The organism is Kutzneria sp. NPDC051319 (genome assembly GCF_040682195.1).
In the GTDB taxonomy this organism is placed as follows: domain Bacteria; phylum Actinomycetota; class Actinomycetes; order Mycobacteriales; family Pseudonocardiaceae; genus Kutzneria.
Window position 1 is genome coordinate 176,564 of sequence record NZ_JBFBAM010000005.1, and the last position, 22,185, is coordinate 198,748.

The following is a 22,185-nucleotide window of genomic DNA, read 5'->3' on the forward strand; positions in this document are numbered from 1 at the left end:
CGCGCGTTTTGCGGATCGATCGGTGATAGCGCTGACATCAGCGGTATTTGACTAGTAATCAGAGCTGATGTCGGCGAATTGAGCGCAAATGTCAGTCTTCTGGAGGCATGTAATGAGTACGCCAAGTGGAGCAGTGCCGAACAGTCGGCCTGTCTTCTACACGGTCCAAGAGGCCGCGCAGGTGCTTCGGGTGAACGCGGCGACCATCTACCGCGCGATTCAGGATGACGCGTTTCCGGCTGTTCGGCTCCGGACGCGCTACGTCGTGCCGGCGCGGGCGGTCGACGAGTTGGCCGAGCAGGCCGCGCAGTCGGGTGGTGTTGTCGACATCGCAGAGATGGCGGCTGAGCGCCGGACGGTTCGCGAGATCGAGCGGCTGACCGGGGGTACGTCGCGATGAGCGAGGAGAACTACTACGAGCTGATCGCGGCTGACCTCGATCGGTACGCCGAAGTGCCGGATGACGTCCTGATGGAGATCGTCACGACGGACGGCGCGTGCATGTGGCTCGTCGCGACCGATGACGAGCCGGAGTGGATGAACGAGGCCCTGACGGATCGGGAGTTGGCCGCACGGCTGTGCGCCGGCTGCCCCGTGCAGCGCGAGTGCCTTGAACTTGAGCTGCGGACCGCAGGCGAGCACACGGTAGGCGTCTGGGGTGCTCTGTCCGAGGACGACCGGCGAGCCGTGTACCGCGTGTGGCTGGCTCGACGGCGGCAGGGAGGGCAGCAGACATGACGGTGAACGTCCCGATGCTGCCGTTGCTCGCTGGCTTCGGCGTCCTCCTGGCTCTGGCGCTGATGTGGCGGGCGGGTCGCCGGCGGGCTAAGGCAGCTGCCGAGGCTGCACGGACCGGCGTACGGCTGGTCTCGCTGGCTGGGCGGGTACTGCTCGGCGGAGCGGTGATGCTGGGTGTGCAGTGGCTCGTGGTCACGCACCCTGACAACACGACGCTGTTGGTTGGCGTCTTGGCCGTCCCGGACCTGTTCGCTGCTTACGTGTTGACCAAGGCGCTCACGGTCAGCGCCATCGATGCCCCGGTGCGGCGTCGAGGTGGTCAGCGATGACCAGCCGTGTTACGTCCCGACGAGAAGAGAGGGGAACGGTGGCCGCCTCCGGGCGGCCACCCGGCCCCTCCGGCGAAGTGGCCGCAAGCCTTGTTGAAGAGGCAGCCAAAGCGGCGCAACAGCGGGCCTACCTGACGCACCCGGACGTTGTGGCCCTCCATGTCGAACAGGTGCGCTCGCAGGTGGATCGCCTGTGCTGGGCCGGCATCGTGCTCGGTCTCGCGTTCACGATGACCAACGTCCAAGCCTTCGCCGCTGCTGGCGCGGCGGCGTGGTCGCTGCCGTGGCTGTCGGCCTGGCTGCTAGACCCGATGGTCTCGCTGGTGTTGCTGGCGATCCTGCGAGCGGAGCAGGTGACCGCTCGATACCGGGTGCGCACCGGTCCGTGGGTTCGGCGGGCGAAGTGGCTGACTGTGGCGGCTACCTACGTGATGAACACCTGGGCGTCCTACGCGGCAGGCTCGATTGCGGGCGTGGTCCTGCATTCGGTGCCGCCGCTGGTGGTGTTCGTGACAGTAGAGGCGGTCACGGATCTGCGGGACAAGTTGACCGAATCTGTGGCAAACGCGTTCACGAACGCGGCATCGGTGAAGCGTTCTGGACCCGTTCATGAGCCGGAGCGCAAGCGTCCAGCGCGGCGGAGTGAGCGGAAGCTGTTCGGTGACTACCTTGCCGAAGCGCGGACCGCGTGGTCGCCCGGTGTGGTGATCACTCCGGCATGGGTGCGGTCGGTGACCGACTGCGCGCGAGGTCTGTCACCACGGCTGGCTGCTGAGCTTAGGTCCGAAGTGGAGCAATCCATTGCGGACGATGCGAACAGTGCGACGCCAGAAGTGGTGGCATAGCAATGGTTTCTCGCGACGGTGAGATCGTTCGTGCCGATCCCGTTCTAGAGGCTGAGTTGGTCGACGACGCGGCGCGGGATCCGCGTCAGCCGACCGAACATGGAACCATCCCGTCCTGGTGGCGGCGTTCACCGCGCGTGCCAACGGCGCTCAAGAGTTGGCAGGCAGCGCGACACGCGGCCAAGGACGGTGCCGTATGGGCGCTGCGTTCACCGACGAGGTTCACGGGCGCGGTCGTTCGTGGAGTCGTCGCCGCTGCACGGCTATGGCGGAAGTGGGTCACCGTTCAGGACTACCGCGACGCTGCGGAGCAGTCGGAGAAGCTGGCGGACAAGTTCACCGAAATCCGTGCGTTGACGTTGTTTCGGTGGAAGGTCACGGCGGCAGTGGCTGCGGCAACGGCTGTCGTCGTGCTGGTGACTCATCTTCTCTATGGCTCGGTCGTGCTGTGGATCGGCGGGACGGTCGCTGCGGTCGCGCTGGCGGTCCTCGGACGGAGGAAGGAAGGGAGCCCGGGGCGCAAGCCCGTGCTGTCGGGGCCACGGTCGATGACGTGGACGATGGATCCGCAGGTGCTGGTGGACGCGTTTCGTGACGCGAAGCTGATTGGCAAGGACGAAACGCTTCGGCTCGTCGAGCGAGCGTCACGGCAAGGCGACGGGTGGGCAATCACTGTCGACCTGCCGGCTACTCGCAAGGCAGCAGACGTGATCAAAAACAGGGAGGCCCTTGCGTCGGCGCTGGCGGTCGACGAAGTGCAGCTCATCGTGGAGCGAGTGCGCGGCAACGGCGGACATGCCGGCCGAGTGGCGCTGTGGGTGGCAGACGAAGACCCGTACGCCGCTCCGTCGGTAGCCACGCCGCTGCTACGGGTCGAGCACTGGGACGCGTGGCGTCCGGTTCCGTTCGGGCAGGATGCGCGTGGTCGGAGGGTCTACCTCCCGCTGGTGTGGACGTCGCTGTTGATCGGCGCAATTCCTAGGCAGGGCAAGACTTTTGCGGAGCGGTTGGCAGCCGCGGGCTTGATCTTGGACCCCTTCACGCGGCTGTATGTGGCTGACTTCAAGGGCGGGAAGGACTGGGACGCGTGCCAGCCGTGCGCGCACCGGTTCTTCTCCGGCGACGAAGAGGAGAACCTGTTCGCCTTCAAGGCATGGCTTGAAGAGCTGGTGTCGGAGACGCAGGGGAGGTACGCGCGAATGCGGCTGCTCGACGACGAGACGTGTCCCGAGTCGAAGATCACTCCGCAGATCTCGCGGACGCCTGCCCTGGACATGCCGATCACGGCCGTGATCGTCGACGAGGCGCACATTCCGCTGGAGTGCCGGACCCAGGTCGACGTCGAAGGCAAGCGCGAACCGCTGGGGAAGTACCTCGGCGATCTCCTGACCTGGCTGGCGAAGAAGGGGCCAGCGGCGGGGATCGTCGTCGTCCTGGCCACGCAGCGACCAGACGGAACCTCGTTGCCGACCTCGCTGCGGGCGGTGCTGGGCTCGCGGTTCGCGTTGCGGGTGATGGATTGGCGGGACTCGAACATCATCCTTGGCGAGCAGATGAACACCCGTGGCTATGACTCGTCGAAGCTTTTGGCTTCGCACAAGGGAGTTGGGATCCTGCGGCCGGATGGAGAGACTGAGGCCGGCGCCGATGCCCTCGCGATGACGGTGCGGACGTACTACATGCCGAACAAGGACTGGAAGGAGATCTGTCGGCGCGGCCGAGCACTCCGCGAAGCGGCGGGAACCTTGAGTGGTCATGCGATCGGTGCGGAATCGACACCGATGCTCGATCATGCAGCCGTGGCAAAGGCGGTCGGCGCGAGCAACGTCGATGAGTCTGAGCCGACGGAGTTGGCTGAGCCGCTGGCGTCCGTTGTGGACTATCTCGGCGGCGATCTTGATGAGGAGGATGGACGCGCGTTCGTGCCGACCGCTGAGTTGGTCGAGGCGCTGGGCGTCGAGCCGACCAGCTTCGGCAGGCAGATGAGTGACCTTGGATGCCGGTCGCGTCGGGAGCGGATCCCCAACGCTGACGGCTCGGTTCGGCAGGTGCGCGGTTACTTCACCGCAGACATCCGCGCGGCTGTCGTGGCTGCTGGTCACGAGGAAGCCGGGCCGTGAGAGTTGGATGCCGGTCGAGGTAGGCGATATTTCGTGACAGGTTCCGTGACGAGTGGGGATGCTGCCGAAGTTGTCACCGAACCTGTCACGGAAGTTGCAGGCGGCCCGTGTAAGTCCAGGCAGGACGCCCTGGTGCACCTGTTGTCGCACCACGCTTCTCTCGTTGGACGTACCAAGACACGCGTTCGCCGCTAGCGGCGAACGCGTCACATGCCGATAGACCCGTCACAGCTGCTGTGACGGGTTGGTGGTGCGTTGACCAGCGCAGATAGGTCTGTGACGGGTGGGACAGGTCCAGCGCTATCCCGCCTTACCCGTCACAGAAGCACCTCGTAGGTCCGGACCGGACAGTGCTACCGAAGCTGCGCCATTGGACACAGCGATCGTCAGATGCTGGTCGCTCAGCCAGGCGATCCGTGACGGGACGCCCGGGAGACCACACAGCGGGTTCGTGAGTGCGGCAGCGATTGATGTCGTTGACGCGCCCTCCGACCAGTCCACTTGGCACAGGTCATTCGACTCGGCGACGACGGAGGGGACGGACAGAAAGAGGCCGGTCCGCCGGAGCAGCGAGCTTGCGACGGCGGATGCAAGTGTCCGTCCGTCCGTGGTCACGTCGCGTTCGGCATCGGTCAAGGGGGGGCAGCTGCTGCCGGTTCAACAACGCTGGATCATGGTCAGCGTGCGCGGCTCGCCACGCGACATACGACACGGTCGCCAGCGAGACCCGAGCAGTGGTGCCCAACAGGAACAGGTCGACGTGCCGCCGGTAGAGGTGCGTGCGCAGCCCGGCAATACCAAGCAGGCCAAGGGATGTTTCTCTCGGCAACAGGGCCGAGAGCAGAGGCACCTGAGACTCTTTGTGTACGTGCAGGATCAGGTGATCCGCGAGCGGGCAGACCATCCGGAACGCTGACGGCGCAGCTTGACGTGCAATGCGGAGGATCTCGCCCTCAAGGAAGCGCTGCGCGGGTGCGACGGCATCCGGCAGTAGGAGTTGTCGGACGTCGGCGGGTACCGGCGCACTGCAACTGTCCAGTGCGGCAACCAACTGTCGGCGCGTGGCCGTGTTCACGGGGTCGAGAGCACGCACCACGGCTGGCCGGACAGCGGACGTGGACTCGGCCGTGAACCGATGACGTAATGCGGCCAAGCGTCGGACCAGGGAGAGACGGTGCGGCAACTCACCGACCGCCTGACACTGCATGGGATTCACGTCGCGCGCGGCGGCTGGCCGCCGTCGCACGCAGCGTGGCCCGGCAGTCGAGGCATCGGTTCCGGCAGGCGCATTGGGGGACCCACGAACACCAGAACCCGTCTACGGACAGGTAGGCAGCACGTCCGAACAGTTGCTTCGTCTCTGCGTCTTCAAAGACCAGATGCCGATCCAGGTATGCACGTTCGCCTTCGACCTGGATGAGCATTCCGAGCATCAGCGCGTCCGTCTCCACTATCGGTGGCTGCGGGAAGCGGCTGCGAGCGCCAAGCTCGGCGTCGATACGGTCGACGTGCCGGCGGCGTTGAATCTCCCGACTCGTGAGGACCACGGCGAGGAGCAGCAGCGCAAGCAAGCCAGCCGAGCCCACAAGAGTGAGAACGGCCAACGCGGGATCCATGGGGCGCCTCCTTCCACGTGTGACAGCAGAAGTCAGCTTTTCGTGACCGCTGGATCAAGTAAACGACCTGGTAATGTCGTGTAGCGACCTTTGACGGCCTGGCCGGGTCGGCGCTGACATCAGTGGATGGAGGTGGGACGTGGGTGAGTCCGCTCGAACCGTTCTCGAACAGATGATCAGGGATCGTCGGCTGACGCCGGACGAGTTCTGCGAAGAGGCGGAGCGCTACGCCCGCGACCGCTCGGACGTCGTCCCGATCAGCACGCGGCATCTCCAGCGTCTAATGGCCGGGCGTCGTGCCGATGGAAGGCTGCTGGGGCCAGTTCGACCGGCCACGCGTCGGCTGCTGGAGGGAATGCTCGGTGTGCCAATAGATGCCCTGATGGCCTCTCCAGCGACCGACGAGTCTTCGGCGGCGGACGAGATTGAACTCCGCGCACGGCTTGCCGGCGCGCGTGGAGTCGACGCGCAGGCCGTCGACCTCTTTCAACAGAAATTGGACCTGACGCGGGTGATGGACCGCAAGGTCGGAGCACCTGCCCTTCTGGGGGAGCTTCGCCATCAGATCGAGCACATGGACGAGATGCTGCGCTACTCGTCGCAGGCTGGCGTTCGGTCGGCATTGGCTCGGGTGCTCGTCGATGCCCGCACGCTGGCTGGGTGGCAGTCCTTGGATCAAGGGCTGACGGTTGATGCCTGGCGTCATTACGACGAAGCGAAGGCGGCGGCTCGCGAGGCCGGTTCTACAGCGCTGCTGTCGTACGCGACGGCAGCCCAGGCGGTCGTGCTGATCGATATCGGGGAGACCCATTCGGCGGTCGAGTTGGCGGCCCACGCGCTGCGGGCGGCGGACGAATGCCCGGCCTTGCTGCGGTCGTGGCTGAACGCGGCCTACGGGGACGCCTGCGCGGCTGATCGGCGGGAGGTGGAAAGCCTCCGCGCGTTCGATCGGGCTGCCCGTGCCATGCCGGCCGCCGTCGATCCTGCCGAGACGCCATATCTCGTCTTCGCGTCGATTCACCTTGAACGATGGCGCGGAAGTGCGTTGGCGCGACTGGGGCACCGCGATGCCTCCACGACGCTCGTGGACGCGTTGGAGCGGTTGGATCCCACCTTTGCGCGTGCTGAAACGGCGCTGCGGGTAGATCTGGTTCAAGTACTTCGGGCGGCTGGAGCGCGCGACGAAATGACGGTTCACGCACAGCGAGCGACGATGCTGTCGCTGCAAATCGGGTCTGTACGGCAGCGGAACAGGCTGGGGTTGCTGGTCGGCTAAGACGCTGGCTTACGCTGTCGCTTAGGCATTCGTGAGGCCAGGATCTCGGCTGCCTTGCGGTCTGAGGCGGCGACCCAGGCCGCGTAGACCTTGAGCGTGGTGGCTCCGCCGCCGCCGTGTCCGAGACGACCGGCGACCGTTCGCAGGTCGACGCCAGCCGTCAACAGCTCGGTCGCCGAATAGTGCCGCAAGGCGTGAATGTGGGTGTCGATGCCGAGCCTGGTCCCCATGTCCTTGTATCGCTGGGTGACAGCGTTGGGGGAGTAGGGCGCGGAGTGGTCTTCGTCCTTGCGGGTTCCGGTGAAGACGAACAGGTTGGGCGTGAACTGTTTGTCGACGGCCTTGAGACGGTCGCGTACGCGGTCGCGGTGTTCGCGAAGCAGGGTCATGGTTTCGCTGTCGAGCGCGATGCGGCGCATCTGGTGAGTCTTGGTGGCCTTCTCCACGCTGACGCCTGCCACCTTGACGTAGTTGCGGCGGACTTCCAGGATGCCTTCGACGTCACCGGATTCGCTGTCCAGGTCGGCATCCAAGCCTTTGATGTCGGAGAAGCGGAGGGCACAGGCTTCGCCGCGTCGGATGCCGGTGGTCATGACGAGCCAGACGAGGGTGCCCCAGTCGTCGTCTACACGGAACGCTTCTTCGACGAGGCGGGCGGCTTCGCTGGATGACGGCGGGTCAGGCTCGGGCGGCTTCTTGCGGGGTTGTTTGGCTGTGCGGGCCGGATTTGAGGTGATCCACTGCCAGCGTTCGGCCGTGCTCATGGTGCCGCTGATGATGGTGTGGATCTGGCGGACGGTGGCGGCTGCCATCGGCCGGCAGAGGTGGGCCTTGCAGCCGTCGGCCGTGCAGTCGTGTTCGTGCTCGGTCTTGTGGACGATGAAAGCCTTGCCCTTGCAGCGAATACGGCACTGGCGAAGCTCGGCGTAGAAGTTCTCCAGGACGCGCGGCGTGATGTCCTTGACCGGGCTTGAGCCGATGGCGGGCTTGATGGTGCGGTCGATGTAACCCTGGTAGGTGTGCCGCGTCGTGGCTTCGATCTCGTTCACGCGCATCCATTCATCGATGGCGTGGCTGAGACTCACGGACGTTTCCGGGACGCGTTGGGCATCGACTTGGGCGAGCAGCCTGGTAAGCGCCTTCTCGGCGCGCTTTTCGGCGGCTTTGTCGGTCCCTGGAACGGTTTCGCGGAGGTACACACGCTTGCCGGTGACGGGGTCCAGACCGGCGTAGACGGAGACGCGGAGGGTGTCCCCGCGCTGCTCGATGCCGCCTCTCTGGCGGCCAGTTGTGCGCGCAGCACTCATGGCCCCAAGGTTACTCGCACCCGGGGCCGCACCCAATGATCAACTAGTGATCCTCATATTTGGTTGTTCTTGCTGGTCAGACTGGGTGCCCCCGGTGCGATTCGAACGCACACTGGACGGGTTTTGAATCCGTTGCCTCTGCCGTTGGGCTACGGGGGCGTGTTCAGGGGGATGACTCTACGCGACCGGGGTGGAGGGGGTTTGCAGGGGGCCCTGGGTGTGGGGGTGTAGGGCTGATCACGCGGTGGAGGCGGGTGGAGGGGGCACACACTGAGTAAACTGCGGTTTCGGTCCACTCGTCAGGGTGGATTCCACGATCGCACAGGAGGACCGCGGTGACCCAGCCGGCTGCCGAGGCCCAGACGCAGGCTGCTGCCCCGCAGCGTCGGGTGCTCGTCGCGGAGGACGAGGCGCTGATCCGACTCGATCTGGTGGAGATGCTCCGCGAGGAGGGCTACCAGGTGGTGGGGGAGGCGGGTGACGGCGAGGAGGCGGTGAAGCTTGCCGGCGATCTGCGCCCTGACCTGGTGATTCTTGACGTGAAGATGCCGAAGATGGATGGCATCGAGGCGGCGTCGGTGATTGCCAAGGAGCGGATTGCGCCGGTGGTGATCCTGACGGCGTTCAGCCAGCGGGATCTGGTGGAGCGGGCGAGGGACGCGGGCGCGATGGCGTATCTGGTGAAGCCGTTCGCGAAGCGGGATCTGGTGCCGGCGGTGGAGCTGGCGATGAGCCGCTTCTCGGAGCTGCAGGCGCTGGAGAACGAGGTCGCGAGCCTGACGGACCGCCTGGAGACCCGCAAGGTGATCGAGCGCGCGAAGGGCCTGCTGATGAGCGCGCAGGGCCTGACGGAGCCGGAGGCCTTCCGCTGGATCCAGCGCACGGCGATGGACCGCCGCACGACGATGAAGGCGGTGGCGGAGGCCGTGGTCGACAGCATCAAGTGACGGTGACGTCCTTGAGCACCGAGGTGGGGAGCTTGCCGGCGTCGGCGGGGTACTGCCGGACGTCGAAGGTGTGCTGTCCCCGGGCGACGCTGCCGGCGCTGAAGATGACGGTGTAGCGGCCGCCGAGACCGGGCCCGCCGGTGTCGGTGGGCTGCCCGCAGACGAGCTTGCCGTCCTGCCACACCTCGAAGCCGGCGATGCCGGCGACCTCCTTGGTGTAGCGGCCGTCCAGGGTGATGTTGAGGACGACCCGGCCACCGTCCTCGCTCGATGTGACGACGACGCGCGGCAGCTGGACGTCGGCGGGGGCGGGCTGTAGCGGCGCGAGGGCGGCGGGCGGCACGGGCCCGCTGTGGTGGAGCTCCAGGTAGCTCTCGACGATGGTGGCCTCGCCCCGGGCGGACCGAAGCACGTACGGACTGAGCTGGTCGGGGCCGCCGAGACCGAGCAGCGGCGGGGGCAGGTCGGCGTAGACGGTGGTGACGGAGTCGGCGGGCACGGGCCCGGGAACGGCCTGCGCCAAGGGATAGGTGGTGTCGCCGAGCTGCACGGCCAGGCCACCGACGTCCAGCCCGTCGCCGGCCCGCACGGTGGCGACGTAGCGGGCGGAAACGGTGCCCACCAAGGGTTTGCGGGAGATGCCGATGCCCGGGGCGCCCTCGCCGGGAGCCAGCGCACGGAGGGTGGCGGGCACGAGGGAAACCTCGCTCACCGGATCGACGGAGGTCGGGGAGCCGGAAAAGCCGGCGCCGCCGACGAACACCCGAGACTTGAGACCGGCGGGGCCCTGGAATCCGAACAGGACAGTGGTGGACCGCGCGGGTAGGGCGATGCCGCCGAATCCGATCTCGCGTCCGTCCTGTAAGACCGTAATACCGTCGGACCGGAGCGCGATCTCGAATCGGTGCGGCACGCCGACGCCGCGGGGCGGAACGGGATCCGAGCGGGATTGGCCGACTCGCGGAACGTCGTCGGCGGCCAGCACCCGGGCGCCCTGATCGTCCACGACGATCTGCACGGTCCCGGGCGGAAATGAGGGCCCCACGCGGTCGACGGGACCGGGACTGAGGTCGACGGTGAGTTGGCCGCCGGGTCCGGCCGCGTCGGTCACGACGGCTATTCGGCCCAATTCGCCATTCGACGCAAGCTCGATGCGCGAACGGGCACGCAACACCGCCTGATCGGTGCCGCATTCGAGCCCGATCACGAGCCCGCCACCCCCGCTGCCTGCGTCGACGCAGCCCTGGTAGCCGGACAGGTGCCAGCGACTGGTCAACGTGCTGAGGTCGGAGAAGTCGTCGAACAGCCCGGTCAGCGGCTTTTTCCACGAGTTGTCGGGAGCAGCGGCGGGCGTCCCGGTGGCCGTCGCCGGGTTGGACCGCTTGCCGTAAGCATCGACGGCGCGCACTTCGATCGAGTAGGACACGCCTGTCCGAAGTCCGTCCAGTCTCACTTCGGGCTGTATGGTCAGCAATGTGTGGTCCAGTACGCCCCCGTGGCGCCAGGTCACCTCGTACCCCGATGCTCCGGCATCGGTCCAGTCGGCGCGCAGCGCACCGACTTCCGAAGTCAACCGCAGGTCGGCCGGTGTCGCCGGTCCGCCGATTGGTTGTGGCACGAGAACGTTACGGTTGGTGAATCGGTCCACCCGCCTGATCTCCGAATTCGGGGAGGGTGGTGTGTTTTGGGTCTGCTGAACCTCGCGGAGCACGACACCCGCGCTGACCAGCAGAAGGATGGCTCCCAGCGGTACCAGCAGGCGTTTCGGCGGGACCATTCGGGCATGGTAGGCGGGCCGATCGACACGGAGATAGCTCCGTTGCCGAGTTGAAATCGGTATTTCCGCTAGAAGAGCTAACGTAAACAGTTGTGGCGTTGTGCATCGGTATGGCAACGGAGGGTTCTCGCAACGTTGCGGTCTGGTCACGGAAACGTCCGCCGCGATGACTGTGGAGCGCTTCATCGCCTAACTTCCGCGCAACCCCCAAATCAGACGGGGTCGGACGGTTCGTGCTATCACACGACCGCGCAGCTCGGAGAAGGGACGTCACGTGCGTAACCGGACGGTGAAGGCCGCGGTGGTGGTCATGGCCGGCGCTTTGGCGCTGGCAGCCTGCGGCACGAACAAGACCGAGAGCGGCGGAGGCGGCTCCGCCAGCTGCGACACGAGCAAGGGCACGCTGACGGTCGGCGTGATCTCCCCGCTCACCGGCAGCCTTGCCGCGCTGGGTCTGGGCATCCAGCACTCGGCCGAGCTGGCGGTGGCCGAGGCCAACGAGAAGTGCACGGTCAAGGGCTACAAGCTGAACCTGGACGCCGAAGACGACCAGGCGACCCCGCAGACCGGCGCCCAGGCGGCCACCAAGCTGTCCTCGGACTCCACCGTGGTCGGCGTGGTCGGCACGCTGAACTCCTCGGTCGCGCAGACGGTGCAGCCGATCCTGTCGGGCAAGAAGGTCCCGCAGATCTCGCCGGCCAACACCAACCCGTCGCTGACCAAGGGCGCGGACCTGACCAACCCGAAGCGCCAGTTCCCGAGCTACTTCCGGGTCTGCACCACGGACAACTACCAGGGCCCCGACGCGGCCGACTACCTGGTGAAGAAGGCCGGCAAGAAGAAGATCGCGATCATCCAGGACGGCAAGACCTACGGCGCGGGCCTCGCCGCCGCGTTCACCGACCGGGCCACCAAGGACGGCGCGGAGATCGTGGACAAGGAGCAGGTCGGCGAGAAGGACACCGACTTCTCCGGCGTGCTGACCAAGGTCAAGGCGGCCAGCCCCGACGCCATCTACTACGGCGGCGAGTACCCGGTGGCCGGCCCGCTGTCCAAGCAGGCCGCAGGCCTGGGTCTGAACGTCCCGCTGATGGGCGGCGACGGCATCTACGACCCGAAGTTCATCGACCTCGGCGGCAAGGAGGGTGACCTCGCCACCTCGGTCGGCGCGCCCACCGACCAGCTGGACAGCGCCAAGGACTTCGTGAAGGCCTACTCGGCCAAGGGTTACAAGGACCCGTACGCGGCGTACGGCGCCTTCTCCTACGACGCGGCCAACGCGATCATCGCCAGCCTGGCCAAGACCCTCGGCGACAGCGGCACCTGGAGCGACAGCCAGCGCGACAAGCTGATCACCAACATCGGCTCGTACAGCGCTTCCGGCGCCACCGGCCAGGTCGCGTTCGACCAGTACGGCGACAGCACGAACAAGGTGCTGACGGTCTACCAGGTGTCCGGCAAGGACTGGAAGGCCGTGCAGACGGGTCCCTTCGAGGGCTGACCGCTCTACTGACATGAGTTCAGGATCGGCGGGGGTGGGTGCCTCACAAGGGCCTCGCCCCCGCCGTCTATGGAGGTAGCAGTGGGAACCCTGTTGCAACAGATAGCCAACGGGCTCATCTTCGGCGGCCTGATCGCCATGGTGGCCCTCGGCTACACGATGGTCTACGGGATCATCCAGCTCATCAACTTCGCGCACGGCGAGATCTTCATGACCGGCGCCTTCGGCGGCCTTGCCGTCTACTCCTGGGTTCTGCCCCCGGCCGCGCAGCAGATCTGGTACGTCGCGCTGCCGGCGATGCTCGTCGGCGGCGCGATCGTGTCGGTGGTGGTGGCGCTGCTGATGGAGCGCTTCGCCTACCGGCCGCTGCGCAACGCGCCCCGGCTGGCGCCGTTGATCACGGCGCTGGGCGTGTCGGTGTTCCTGCAGGAGCTGGTCCGGATCTTCTTCCCGGGCGCCAGCTCGGCGGTGCCGTTCCCGAACGCCTTCATCACCGCCCCACTGCACATCGGGTCGATCACGATCCCGGCCAGCGGCCTGCTGATGCTGGTCGTGTCGGTGGTGCTGTCGATCGTGCTCGAGACCTACGTCAACGGCTCCCGCATGGGCCGCGCGATGCGCGCCACCGCGCAGGACCCGGACACCGCACGGCTGATGGGCATCAACCCGGACCGGGTCATCGTGCTGACCTTCGCGATCGGCGCGGTGCTGGCCGGCGTGGGCGGTGTGCTGTACGGCACCTACATCCACAACGTGGATCCGTACATCGGCTTCCAGAACGGCCTGTTCGCCTTCGCCGCGGCCGTGCTCGGCGGCATCGGCAGCATCCGCGGCGCGGTGATCGGCGCCTTCGTCATCGGCCTGATCAAGAACCTGGCGGACATCTACCTGCCCGGTGGCACCGCGTACGACTACGTGTGGATCTTCATCCTGCTCATCGCGGTGCTCGTGTTCCGGCCGCAGGGTCTGTTCGGCGAGGCGGAAAGGGTGCGGGCATGAAAGCGATGGCTCGACCGCTCATCATCGTCGGCTCGATCGTGGTCATCATCGGCGCGCTGTTGCCGTGGGCCACCTTCGTGCTCAACGACGGCCCGTACCCGGACAAGGCGACGCTGGAGTTCTTCGACGCCCCGTTCGGCCTGAGTTCCTTCCGGCTGTACCTGGAGATCCTGGGCCTGGCCGGCCTGGTGTTCTGCTTCGTGCCGCTGCGCGACAAGATCCGCGTGCTCAAGGCCGTCGGCTGGGGCACGCTCGGCGTCGCCCTGATCAACACGCTGTTCATCATCGGCGACGGCGGCGGTTTCGGCGCCGTCACGGTGGCTGACGGCGTGACCGCGTTCGGTGGCATCGCCGCCGTCATCGGCGCGGCGGTGCTGCTGTACGGCGCTTTCCAGCTGCCGGCGGAGCCGAAGGTGGTGATCAACCCCAAGCTGCCGTTCTGGGCGGAGTGGCTGATCCTGCTGGTGGCCTTCGTGGCGCTGCTGCTGCTGATCACCGAGACGCTCACTGCGGGCGGCCACAGCGGCGTGTCCGATCCCTACATCGGCCCGCTGTTCCTGTCCTACCTGAGCGCGGCCGGGGCTCTGCTCGGCGTGCTGTGGGCGGTCGGCGTGACCAAGTGGATCTCGGACATGTCCGAGCGCCACCGGATCTTCAGCATCCTCGTGCTGGTGGCCTGTGCCGTGGCGGTGCCGTTCACCTCGCTGGGCAACGACTACTGGATGACGATCACCGCGAACATCGGTGTGTACGCGGCGACTGCCATCGGCCTGAACATCGTGGTCGGCCTGGCCGGCCTGCTCGACCTCGGGTACGTCGCCTTCATGGGCATCGGCGCCTTCGTGGCGGCGAACCTGTCCGGCGCCGTCGCCGCCGAGTTCGGCATCCGGCTGCCGTTCCTGCTCGCGGCGATCGTCGCCGGCATCGTGGCCGGTATCTTCGGCGCGATCGTCGGCTCCCCGACGCTGCGTGTGCGCGGTGACTACCTGGCCATCGTCACGCTGGCCTTCGGTGAGATCTTCGTCCGCGTCTCGCAGAACAACATCGGCGGGCTGACCGGCGGCTCCAACGCCATTCCCAACATCCCGGATCTGAGCCTGTTCGGGACCGGCTTCAACGACTCGCTGACGATCGGCGGCGTCCAGCTGCCGTCGGGTGTCCTGTACTACTTCCTGATCGTGGTTCTGGTCGCGCTGGTGATGTTCGTCTTCGGCAACCTGAAGAACAGTCGCATCGGCCGGGCCTGGATCGCCATCCGCGAGGACGAGGACGTCGCCCGGGCGATGGGCGTGAAGACCGGGAAGCTGAAGATCCTGGCCTTCATGACCGGCGCCACGCTGGCCGGTCTGGCCGGCGCGGTGTTCGCGCACAAGCTGGCCACCGCCTCGTACGACAGCTTCCAGTTCAACCAGTCGGTGACGCTGCTGGCGGCGGTCATCCTCGGTGGCATGGGCACGATCCCCGGCGCGGTGCTCGGAGCCGCGCTGCTGTTCGTGCTGCCCGAGGAGCTGCGGCAGTTCTCCGACTACCGGCTGCTGTTCTTCGGCCTGGCGCTGGTCGTGATCATGCGGTTCCGGCCGCAGGGTCTGATCGCCGACCGGCACCGCCGGGCGGAGCTGGCCGATCAGGACGTGACCGGCGAGTCACTGGACGACACGGTCATCAAGGAGCCGGTCGCCGTCGCGGGAGCCAAGGAGGCCGGCGCATGAGCACTCCTGTGTTGCAGGCGCGGGACGTGTCGATGGTCTTCGGCGGCCTCACGGCGTTGAAGAACGTGTCCCTGAACCTGGACGAAGGCAAGATCGTCGGCCTGATCGGGCCGAACGGCGCCGGCAAGACGACGTTCTTCAACTGCCTGACCGGCCTGTACACGCCGACCACGGGCCAGGTGCTGCTCAAGGGGGCCGTGCTGCCCGGCGACCCGGCCGAGGTCACCGCGGCCGGCGTGGCCCGCACGTTCCAGAACATCCGGCTGTTCCCCAGCATGACCGTGCTGGAGAACGTGTTGCTGGGCCGGCACGTGCGGATGAGGCAGGGTCCGCTGGCGTCGCTGTTCCACGGCCCGTCGTTCCGTCGCGGCGAGGCCGCCGCCCGGGACCGGGCCCGCGAGCTGCTGGCGTTCGTCGGGCTGGGCAAGGTCGAGGACGAGCTGTCCCGCAACCTGCCCTACGGCGACCAGCGGCGGCTGGAGATCGCCCGCGCGCTGGCCACCGACCCGGCGGTGCTGCTGCTGGACGAGCCGACCGCCGGCATGAACCCGCAGGAGACCGAGGCCGCCCGCCAGCTGATCTTCCGGATCCGCGACCTGGGCATCTCGGTGGTCGTCATCGAGCACGACACGAAGTTCATCTTCACGCTGTGCGACCAGGTCTCCGTGCTGGTGCAGGGCGAGCTGCTGGTCGAGGGCACCCCGGACGTGGTGCGCGGCGACCCCCGGGTCGTCGAGGCGTACCTGGGCAAGCCGCCGGAGGAAGTCGAGGCCGAACTCCAGGCCGTGCAGGAGGGAGAGACGCCGTGAGCGAGCTTGCGAGCGCGGCGCCGGGAGCGACCGCCACCACCCCCACCCGTCCGCTGCTGGAGGTCCGCGGCCTGTCCGTGGCGTACGGGGCGATCGAGGCCATCCGGGACATCACGTTCTCGGTGCAGGCCGGGCAGATCGTCAGCCTCATCGGGGCCAACGGCGCGGGCAAGACCACCACGCTGCGCACGATTTCCGGGCTGTTGCGGCCCAAGCGCGGCGAGATCCTGTTCGAGGGCCGTCCGATCCACACGCAGCCGGCGCACGCCATTCTGGGCATGGGCGTGGCCCACTGCCCGGAGGGGCGGCGGTTGTTCCCGCGGATGACCGTGGAGGAGAACCTTCAGCTGGGCGCGTACACCCGGTCCGACGACGGCGTCGCCGAGGACATGGAGCGGGTGTACGAGCTGTTCCCGGTGCTCGGTGAGCGCCGGGGCAACAAGGCCGGCCTGTTCTCCGGCGGCGAGCAGCAGATGCTGGCCATCGGCCGGGCGATGATGTCCCGGCCGCGGCTGCTGATGCTGGACGAGCCGTCGATGGGCCTGTCGCCGATCATGACGCAGCGCATCTTCGACACCATCCGCAACCTGCGCGACCTGGGCACCACGGTGCTGCTGGTCGAGCAGAACGCGCTGGCCGCGCTGGCCCAGTCCGACTACGCCTTCGTGGTCGACCTCGGCCGCACCACGCTGGAGGGCACCGGCCACGAGCTCCTGGCCGACCAGCGCGTCCGCGACGCCTACCTCGGCGAAAGCTGACCACCGCGGCCCTTTTGCTGTTAGGAAGGGACCATTCCTCCACTCCGAGTGGAGGAATGGTCCCTTCCTAACTTCAAGTCGTGGCTGAAGTGGGGTGCGAGGGTCGCTCGATCAGGTGGTCTTTGCGCCGGTGGTGTCGCGGATGGCGCAGGTGAGGCGGGCGGTGCAGACGCGCTTGCCGGCCTCGTCGGTGATGGTGATGTCGAACGAGGACATCGTGCGGCCGACGTGCAGCGGCGTGGCGACGCCGGTCACCAGGCCGGCGACGGCGCCCCGGTGGTGGGTGCACGACAGCTCGACGCCCATGGCGATGCGGCCGTGGTCGGCGGCGTGCATGGCGGCGGCGACGGAGCCCAGGGTCTCGGCCAGGACGGCGCTGGCGCCGCCGTGCAGCAGCCCGTACGGCTGGCGGTTGCCGGCCACGGGCATGGTGCCGACCAGGCGATCGCGATCCCATTCGGTGATCTCGATGCCCATCTTGGCCGGCAGCTGCTCGGGCAGGGCCGCGAGCTCCTCCGAGCGCGTCTGCGCGGTGTCGGTCACCGGCACCTCCAACTCTTGTCAGGCCCTCACCCTAGACTCGCCCCCGTGAACCAGGCCGCAACCCGCACCGACAACCGTCTCCTGCTGCTCGACGGCCACTCGCTGGCCTATCGGGCGTTCTTCGCGCTGCCCGCGGAGAACTTCAAGACGACGACCGGGCAGACCACCAACGCGGTCTACGGCTTCACCTCGATGCTGATCAACCTGCTGCGCGACGAGAAGCCCACGCACCTGGCGGTGGCCTTCGACGTCTCGCGCAAGACGTTCCGCTCCGAGCGGTACACCGAGTACAAGGCCAACCGCTCGGCCACCCCGGACGAGTTCCGCGGCCAGGTCAGCATCGTGCAGGACGTGCTCGGCGCGCTGGGCATCCCGGTCCTGGAGAAGGAGAACTTCGAGGCCGACGACATCATTGCCACGCTCACCACGCAGGCCGCGGCGCTGGGCTTCGAGGTGCTGATCTGCACCGGCGACCGCGACGCGCTGCAGCTGGTCACCGAGCAGGTCACGGTGCTCTACCCGCGCAAGGGCGTCTCGGACCTGACGCGGTTCACGCCCGACGCCGTGCAGGAGAAGTACAACCTGACCCCGGTGCAGTACCCGGACTTCGCGGCGCTGCGCGGCGACCCCTCGGACAACCTGCCCGGCATTCCCGGCGTCGGCGAGAAGACCGCGGCCAAGTGGATCCGCGAGTTCGGCTCGCTGGGCGACCTGATCGACCGGGTCGACGAGATCAAGGGCAAGACCGGCGACGCGCTGCGGGCCAACCTGTCCAACGTCATGCGCAACCGGGACCTGACCGAGCTGGTCAAGGACGTCGAGATCCCGGTCGGTCCGGAGGACCTGGCGGTGCGGCCGTGGGACCGCGACCAGGTGCACCGCCTGTTCGACGACCTCGAGTTCCGGGTGCTGCGTGACCGCCTGTTCGCCACGCTGAGCAGCGCCGAGCCGGAGGCCGACGAGGGCTTCGAGGTGTCCGGCGGCGCGATCCCGTCCGGTGAGCTGGCGGCCTGGCTGGACGAGCACGCCCGCACCGGCGAGCGCGTGGGCATGGCCTTCAAGGGCGCCTGGGGCAGCGGCACCGGCGACATCGAGGGCATCGCCCTGGCCGCCGCGTCGGGCGAGGGCGGCTACTTCGACGCCACCGCGCTGACGGAGTCGGACGAGAAGGCCTTCGCGGCGTGGCTGGCCGACGAGAAGGTGGCCAAGGTCGGGCACGACTTCAAAGGCCCCGAGCACGCGCTGCGGGCTCGCGGCTGGGCCCCGAAGGGCTGGACCAGCGACACCGCGCTGGCGGCGTACCTGGTGCGGCCGGGCCAGCGCTCGTTCGAGCTGGACGACCTGGTGCTGCGCTACCTGAAGCGTGAGCTGCGGGCCGAGGAAGGCACCGACGACGGCCAGCTGTCGCTGCTGGCCGACGAGGCCGCCGACGCGGAGGCCGCCGCCAAGACCCAGATCGTCAAGGCGAAGGCCGTGGCCGAGCTGGCCGACGCCCTGGACACGGCGCTGGAGTCGATCGGCAGCCGTCGGCTGCTGGACGAGCTGGAGCTGCCGCTGCTGGGCGTGCTCGGCGAGCTGGAGCAGGCCGGCATCTGCGTCGACGTCGAGCATCTCACCGAGCTGGAGGCGCACTTCGCCGCCCGGGTGAAGCAGGCCGCGCAGGACGCGTACTCGGTGATCGGCAAGGAGATCAACCTCGGCTCGCCCAAGCAGTTGCAGGTCGTGCTGTTCGAGGACCTCGACATGCCGAAGACCAAGCGCACCAAGACCGGCTACACCACCGACGCCGAGGCGCTGCAGACGCTGTTCGAGACCACCGAGCACCCGTTCCTGGCCCACCTGCTGGAGCACCGGGACGCGACCCGGCTCAAGTCCACTGTGGACGGCTTGCTCAAGTCGGTGGCCGACGACGGCCGTATCCACACCACGTTCAACCAGATGATCGCCGCCACCGGCCGGCTGTCCTCGACCGACCCCAACCTGCAGAACATCCCGGTGCGCACCGAGGAGGGCCGCCGGATCCGCCAGTCCTTCGTGGTTGGGGGCGGTTACGCGGAGCTGATGACCGCGGACTACAGCCAGATCGAGATGCGGATCATGGCGCACCTGTCGCAGGACGCCGGCCTGATCGAGGCCTTCAACACCGGCGAGGACCTGCACACCTACGTGGCCGCGCAGGCCTTCTCGCTGCCGATCGACGAGGTCACCGGCGAGCTGCGGCGCCGCGTCAAGGCCATGACCTACGGCCTGGCCTACGGCTTGTCGGCGTACGGCCTGGCCTCGCAGCTGCGGAGCTCCACCGACGAGGCCCGCGAGCAGATGGACGCCTACTTCGCCCGCTTCGGCGGCGTGCGCGACTACCTCCAGGCCGTTGTGGTCAAGGCCCGGGCCGACGGCTACACCGAGACCATTTTCGGCCGTCGGCGCTACCTGCCCGACCTCAACAGCGACAACCGCCAGCGTCGCGACGCGGCCGAGCGGATGGCCCTCAACGCCCCCATCCAGGGCAGCGCCGCCGACATCATCAAGGTGGCCATGCTGGGCGTGCACAAGGCGTTGAGGGAGGCCGATCTGCGCAGCCGGGTGCTGCTCCAGGTGCACGACGAACTCGTGCTGGAACTGGCCGAGGGCGAGCACGAGCAGGTCGAGGCCCTGGTCCGCGAGAACATGGGCAGCGCCTACCAGCTCGCCGTCCCCCTCGAAGTCTCCGTAGGCTACGGCCGTTCATGGGACGAAGCCGCCCACTGAATCTTTGCCGCGCGTTCCGCGCGGGGCTCGGCCGCTCGTGACCGGCGCCTCGCCCTTGCTGGATTTTCGAACGCCGCATCGGCTTGGTGGTGGGTTGCGTGGGGTGGCGGCGATCGAAAATCCAGCAACCGGGCGAAGCGCCGGCGCGGCCTCGCGTGGTTAGCGGTGAGAATCCGCTTCCACCACTGACCGGACCGTCTCCAGTGTCCGGCGCACGTCGGGCACTGGCACCGAGCCGAGGGCCAGTCGAAGTGCTTGCGGCACAACGGTAGTTGTCGCGAACTGGGAGGCCGTGGCGACGGAGATCCGCCGCCGCGCCAGGGCAGCCGCGACCCGGTCGGCCCGGGCCGGCTCGGCCAGCGGCAGCCACAGGAAGTACGACGCCGTGTGGCCGACGACGGGCAGCCCGGCGAAGACGTCACGCGCGATTGCTTGGCGCATATGGGCATCCGTGCGCTTGTGGGCCTCAAGCCGGTCGACGGTGCCGTCCTCCAGCCAGCGCCGGACCAGCGCGACGGTGAGGGCCGGCGTGTTCCAGGTGGTGGCACGGATGACCTGTTCGATCGGCGAAGCCTGTTCTGCCACCACAAAACCGACCCGCAGGCCGGTAGCCACGCTCTTGGACAGGCTGGAGACGTAGACCGTGCGTTCCGGGGCGAGGGCGGCCAACGGCGGGGGAGCGTCCTCGACGAGATAGGCGTAGGCGGCGTCCTCGATGATCAGGAGATCGTGCCGCCGAGCGGTCGCCACCAACTTCTTGCGGGCCTTGAGCGGCAGCACCGTGCCCAGGGGATTGTGCAGCGTCGGCATCGTGTACACGGCCTTGATCGGCCGCCGGCGGCATAGCTCGTCGAGGTCGTTCGTGGCCACCAACTCCAGGCCCAGTGTGTGGGCCAGCACCTTGAAACCCGTGTACGTCAACGGATCCACTGCCACGACGTCCCCACGCCGCAAGGAGGCCATGGCCGTCACGGCAAGGCCGTGCTGCGCGCCGCTGACGATCAGCACGTTCCCGGCGTCGACCCGCAACCCGCGTTTCGAGACGTGCCGGGCGATCGCGGCCCGATCCTCCAACCGGCCGGCGTGGGGTTGGTAGTGCAGCAACGATTCCAACTCGCCGCCGGCCGCGAGATCCCGCAGGCCGTGCCGCAGCAGATCGGCCTGGCCGGGCAGCGCGGGGTAGTTGAACTGGAGATCGACGGCGTCGGAGGCGACGAGCTGCGGGTCGATGCCTTGCCCGGCAAGCAAAGCCGTGTCGCGGACGAACGTGCCCCGGCCCTGCTCGCCCGTCACCAGGCCCATGGCCTCCAGCTCGGCGTACACGCGTGTGGCCGTGACCAGCGCGATTCCCTCACGGGCGGCCAGTCCCCGATGCGTCGGCAGCCGCGTCCCCACCGGCCACCGCCCCGCCCGCAGCTCCGCCGCCAGCCGGTCCACCACGGGCTTGTACCTCGGCGCACGCACCGGCCGATTGTATCCATGACAATTCTTCGACTGTCATGAAGACCGGCCCTAACCTGCGGTGATGCACATCGCGATCCTGACCTTCGACGCCTACAACGAGCTCGATTCGTTCATCGCGCTCGGCATTCTCAACCGGGTGCCCCGGCCCGACTGGCGGATCTCCATCGCCAGCCCGACGCCGACCGTCCGCTCCATGAACGGCGTCCTCGTCGAGTCCATGGCCACGCTCCAGGACGCCTGCGCCGCCGACGCGGTGATCGTCGGCAGCGGCGCCAAGACCCGGGAGGTGGTCGAGGATCCCGCGATCATGTCTGTGCTGCGAGGCTTGGATCCTTCACGGCAACTGCTGGCCGCCCAGTGTTCCGGCACGCTCGTGCTGGCCAAGCTCGGGCTGCTCGACGGCGTGCCGGCCTGCACCGACAACACCACCAAGCCCTGGGTGGTCGCCGCCGGCGTCGACGTGCTCAACCGGCCCTTCTTCGCCAACGGCAACGTCGCCACCGCCGGCGGCTGCCTCGCCTCGCACTACCTGGCCACCTGGCTCATCACCCGCCTCGAAGGCCCCGAGGCCGCCGCCGAAGCCCTACGCTACGTCGCCCCCGTAGGCGAACAGGACGAGTACATCAACCGCGCCCTCCGACACACCGCGAGTCCCGCTCTCCAGCAGTCATGAACTCGACACATGGCTGCCCGAGAGCG

20 protein-coding genes and 1 tRNA gene are annotated in these 22,185 nt (G+C 67.8%); 15 read left to right on the forward strand and 6 right to left on the reverse strand.

Translation table 11 applies throughout. The features are described 5' to 3' along the window. Positions 1-112 precede the first annotated feature (112 nt). From AB0M73_RS06890 to AB0M73_RS06915, 6 genes are all read left to right on the forward strand, one after another. The gene (locus AB0M73_RS06890; RefSeq protein WP_363887842.1) at positions 113-400 is read left to right on the forward strand and encodes a helix-turn-helix domain-containing protein; all 288 of its coding nucleotides are present in this window, start codon (positions 113-115) and stop codon (positions 398-400) included. Further along, positions 397-738 carry a WhiB family transcriptional regulator gene (locus AB0M73_RS06895; RefSeq protein ID WP_363887844.1) on the forward strand — a complete coding sequence of 114 codons (342 nt, stop codon included), beginning with the start codon at positions 397-399 and terminating at the stop codon, positions 736-738. The genes AB0M73_RS06890 and AB0M73_RS06895 overlap by 4 nt, the downstream gene beginning before the upstream one ends. Further along, on the forward strand, positions 735-1,067 hold the full coding sequence (locus AB0M73_RS06900; RefSeq protein ID WP_363887846.1) for a hypothetical protein: 333 nt from the start codon (positions 735-737) through the stop codon (positions 1,065-1,067). Before AB0M73_RS06895 ends, AB0M73_RS06900 begins: the two co-directional genes overlap by 4 nt. Further along, positions 1,064-1,912: a hypothetical protein gene (locus tag AB0M73_RS06905; protein WP_363887849.1), complete on the forward strand. Its 849-nt coding sequence runs from the start codon at positions 1,064-1,066 to the stop codon at positions 1,910-1,912. The genes AB0M73_RS06900 and AB0M73_RS06905 overlap by 4 nt, the downstream gene beginning before the upstream one ends. A gap of 2 nt (positions 1,913-1,914) precedes the next feature. Further along, complete coding sequence (locus tag AB0M73_RS06910; protein ID WP_363887850.1) at positions 1,915-4,032, forward strand: cell division protein FtsK; 2,118 nt, start codon at positions 1,915-1,917, stop codon at positions 4,030-4,032. A 607-nt stretch (positions 4,033-4,639) separates the two neighbouring features. After that, entirely contained in the window at positions 4,640-4,948 is a 309-nt protein-coding gene (locus AB0M73_RS06915) for a hypothetical protein (RefSeq protein ID WP_363887852.1), read from the forward strand. Positions 4,949-5,216: 268 nt separating this feature from the next. Here the strand turns inward: AB0M73_RS06915 and AB0M73_RS06920 are convergent, their stop codons facing one another. Then, complete coding sequence (locus tag AB0M73_RS06920) at positions 5,217-5,648, reverse strand: hypothetical protein (protein ID WP_363887854.1); 432 nt, start codon at positions 5,646-5,648, stop codon at positions 5,217-5,219. Positions 5,649-5,787: 139 nt separating this feature from the next. On the opposite strand from AB0M73_RS06920, the gene AB0M73_RS06925 reads away from it, so the two are divergent. Then, the gene (locus AB0M73_RS06925; protein ID WP_363887857.1) at positions 5,788-6,924 is read left to right on the forward strand and encodes a hypothetical protein; all 1,137 of its coding nucleotides are present in this window, start codon (positions 5,788-5,790) and stop codon (positions 6,922-6,924) included. Here AB0M73_RS06925 and AB0M73_RS06930 read toward each other — a convergent pair. Further along, positions 6,921-8,231 carry a site-specific integrase gene (locus AB0M73_RS06930; protein ID WP_363887860.1) on the reverse strand — a complete coding sequence of 437 codons (1,311 nt, stop codon included), beginning with the start codon at positions 8,229-8,231 and terminating at the stop codon, positions 6,921-6,923. The genes AB0M73_RS06925 and AB0M73_RS06930 overlap by 4 nt on opposite strands. Positions 8,232-8,317: 86 nt before the next feature. Further along, a tRNA-Leu gene (locus tag AB0M73_RS06935) sits at positions 8,318-8,390 on the reverse strand. A gap of 176 nt (positions 8,391-8,566) precedes the next feature. Between AB0M73_RS06935 and AB0M73_RS06940 the strand changes: the two genes are divergently transcribed. Further along, positions 8,567-9,178 carry a response regulator gene (locus AB0M73_RS06940; protein WP_043717271.1) on the forward strand — a complete coding sequence of 204 codons (612 nt, stop codon included), beginning with the start codon at positions 8,567-8,569 and terminating at the stop codon, positions 9,176-9,178. On the opposite strand, the gene AB0M73_RS06945 is transcribed toward AB0M73_RS06940, so the two are convergent. Then, positions 9,171-10,604: a hypothetical protein gene (locus tag AB0M73_RS06945; protein WP_363887862.1), complete on the reverse strand. Its 1,434-nt coding sequence runs from the start codon at positions 10,602-10,604 to the stop codon at positions 9,171-9,173. The two genes, AB0M73_RS06940 and AB0M73_RS06945, sit on opposite strands and share 8 nt — an antisense overlap. A 625-nt stretch (positions 10,605-11,229) precedes the next feature. Here AB0M73_RS06945 and AB0M73_RS06950 point away from each other — a divergent pair. The 5 genes from AB0M73_RS06950 (at position 11,230) to AB0M73_RS06970 (ending at position 16,731) form a co-directional block, all read left to right on the forward strand. Next, a complete protein-coding gene (locus tag AB0M73_RS06950; protein WP_363887864.1) occupies positions 11,230-12,456 on the forward strand; it encodes a branched-chain amino acid ABC transporter substrate-binding protein in 1,227 nt (408 codons plus the stop codon). Positions 12,457-12,537: 81 nt separating this feature from the next. Next, positions 12,538-13,455, forward strand: a complete 918-nt coding sequence (locus tag AB0M73_RS06955; RefSeq protein ID WP_363887866.1) for a branched-chain amino acid ABC transporter permease — start codon at positions 12,538-12,540, stop codon at positions 13,453-13,455. Beyond that, positions 13,452-15,164: a branched-chain amino acid ABC transporter permease gene (locus AB0M73_RS06960; protein WP_363887869.1), complete on the forward strand. Its 1,713-nt coding sequence runs from the start codon at positions 13,452-13,454 to the stop codon at positions 15,162-15,164. Before AB0M73_RS06955 ends, AB0M73_RS06960 begins: the two co-directional genes overlap by 4 nt. Next, positions 15,161-15,973 carry an ABC transporter ATP-binding protein gene (locus AB0M73_RS06965; RefSeq protein WP_043717265.1) on the forward strand — a complete coding sequence of 271 codons (813 nt, stop codon included), beginning with the start codon at positions 15,161-15,163 and terminating at the stop codon, positions 15,971-15,973. Before AB0M73_RS06960 ends, AB0M73_RS06965 begins: the two co-directional genes overlap by 4 nt. A gap of 53 nt (positions 15,974-16,026) precedes the next feature. After that, positions 16,027-16,731 (forward strand): ABC transporter ATP-binding protein, encoded by a 705-nt coding sequence (locus tag AB0M73_RS06970; protein ID WP_043729300.1) that lies wholly within the window; start codon positions 16,027-16,029, stop codon positions 16,729-16,731. A gap of 111 nt (positions 16,732-16,842) precedes the next feature. Here the strand turns inward: AB0M73_RS06970 and AB0M73_RS06975 are convergent, their stop codons facing one another. Then, entirely contained in the window at positions 16,843-17,274 is a 432-nt protein-coding gene (locus AB0M73_RS06975; protein ID WP_043729299.1) for a hotdog fold thioesterase, read from the reverse strand. 45 nt (positions 17,275-17,319) lie between these two features. Between AB0M73_RS06975 and polA the strand changes: the two genes are divergently transcribed. Next, positions 17,320-20,022, forward strand: a complete 2,703-nt coding sequence (polA, locus tag AB0M73_RS06980) for a DNA polymerase I (protein WP_363887872.1) — start codon at positions 17,320-17,322, stop codon at positions 20,020-20,022. Positions 20,023-20,181: 159 nt separating this feature from the next. On the opposite strand, the gene AB0M73_RS06985 is transcribed toward polA, so the two are convergent. Then, positions 20,182-21,486, reverse strand: coding sequence for a PLP-dependent aminotransferase family protein (locus tag AB0M73_RS06985; RefSeq protein ID WP_363887874.1), 1,305 nt, complete (start codon positions 21,484-21,486; stop codon positions 20,182-20,184). Between the two features lie 61 nt (positions 21,487-21,547). On the opposite strand from AB0M73_RS06985, the gene AB0M73_RS06990 reads away from it, so the two are divergent. Continuing rightward, complete coding sequence (locus AB0M73_RS06990; RefSeq protein ID WP_363887876.1) at positions 21,548-22,159, forward strand: DJ-1/PfpI family protein; 612 nt, start codon at positions 21,548-21,550, stop codon at positions 22,157-22,159. The last annotated feature ends 26 nt before the right edge of the window (positions 22,160-22,185 follow it).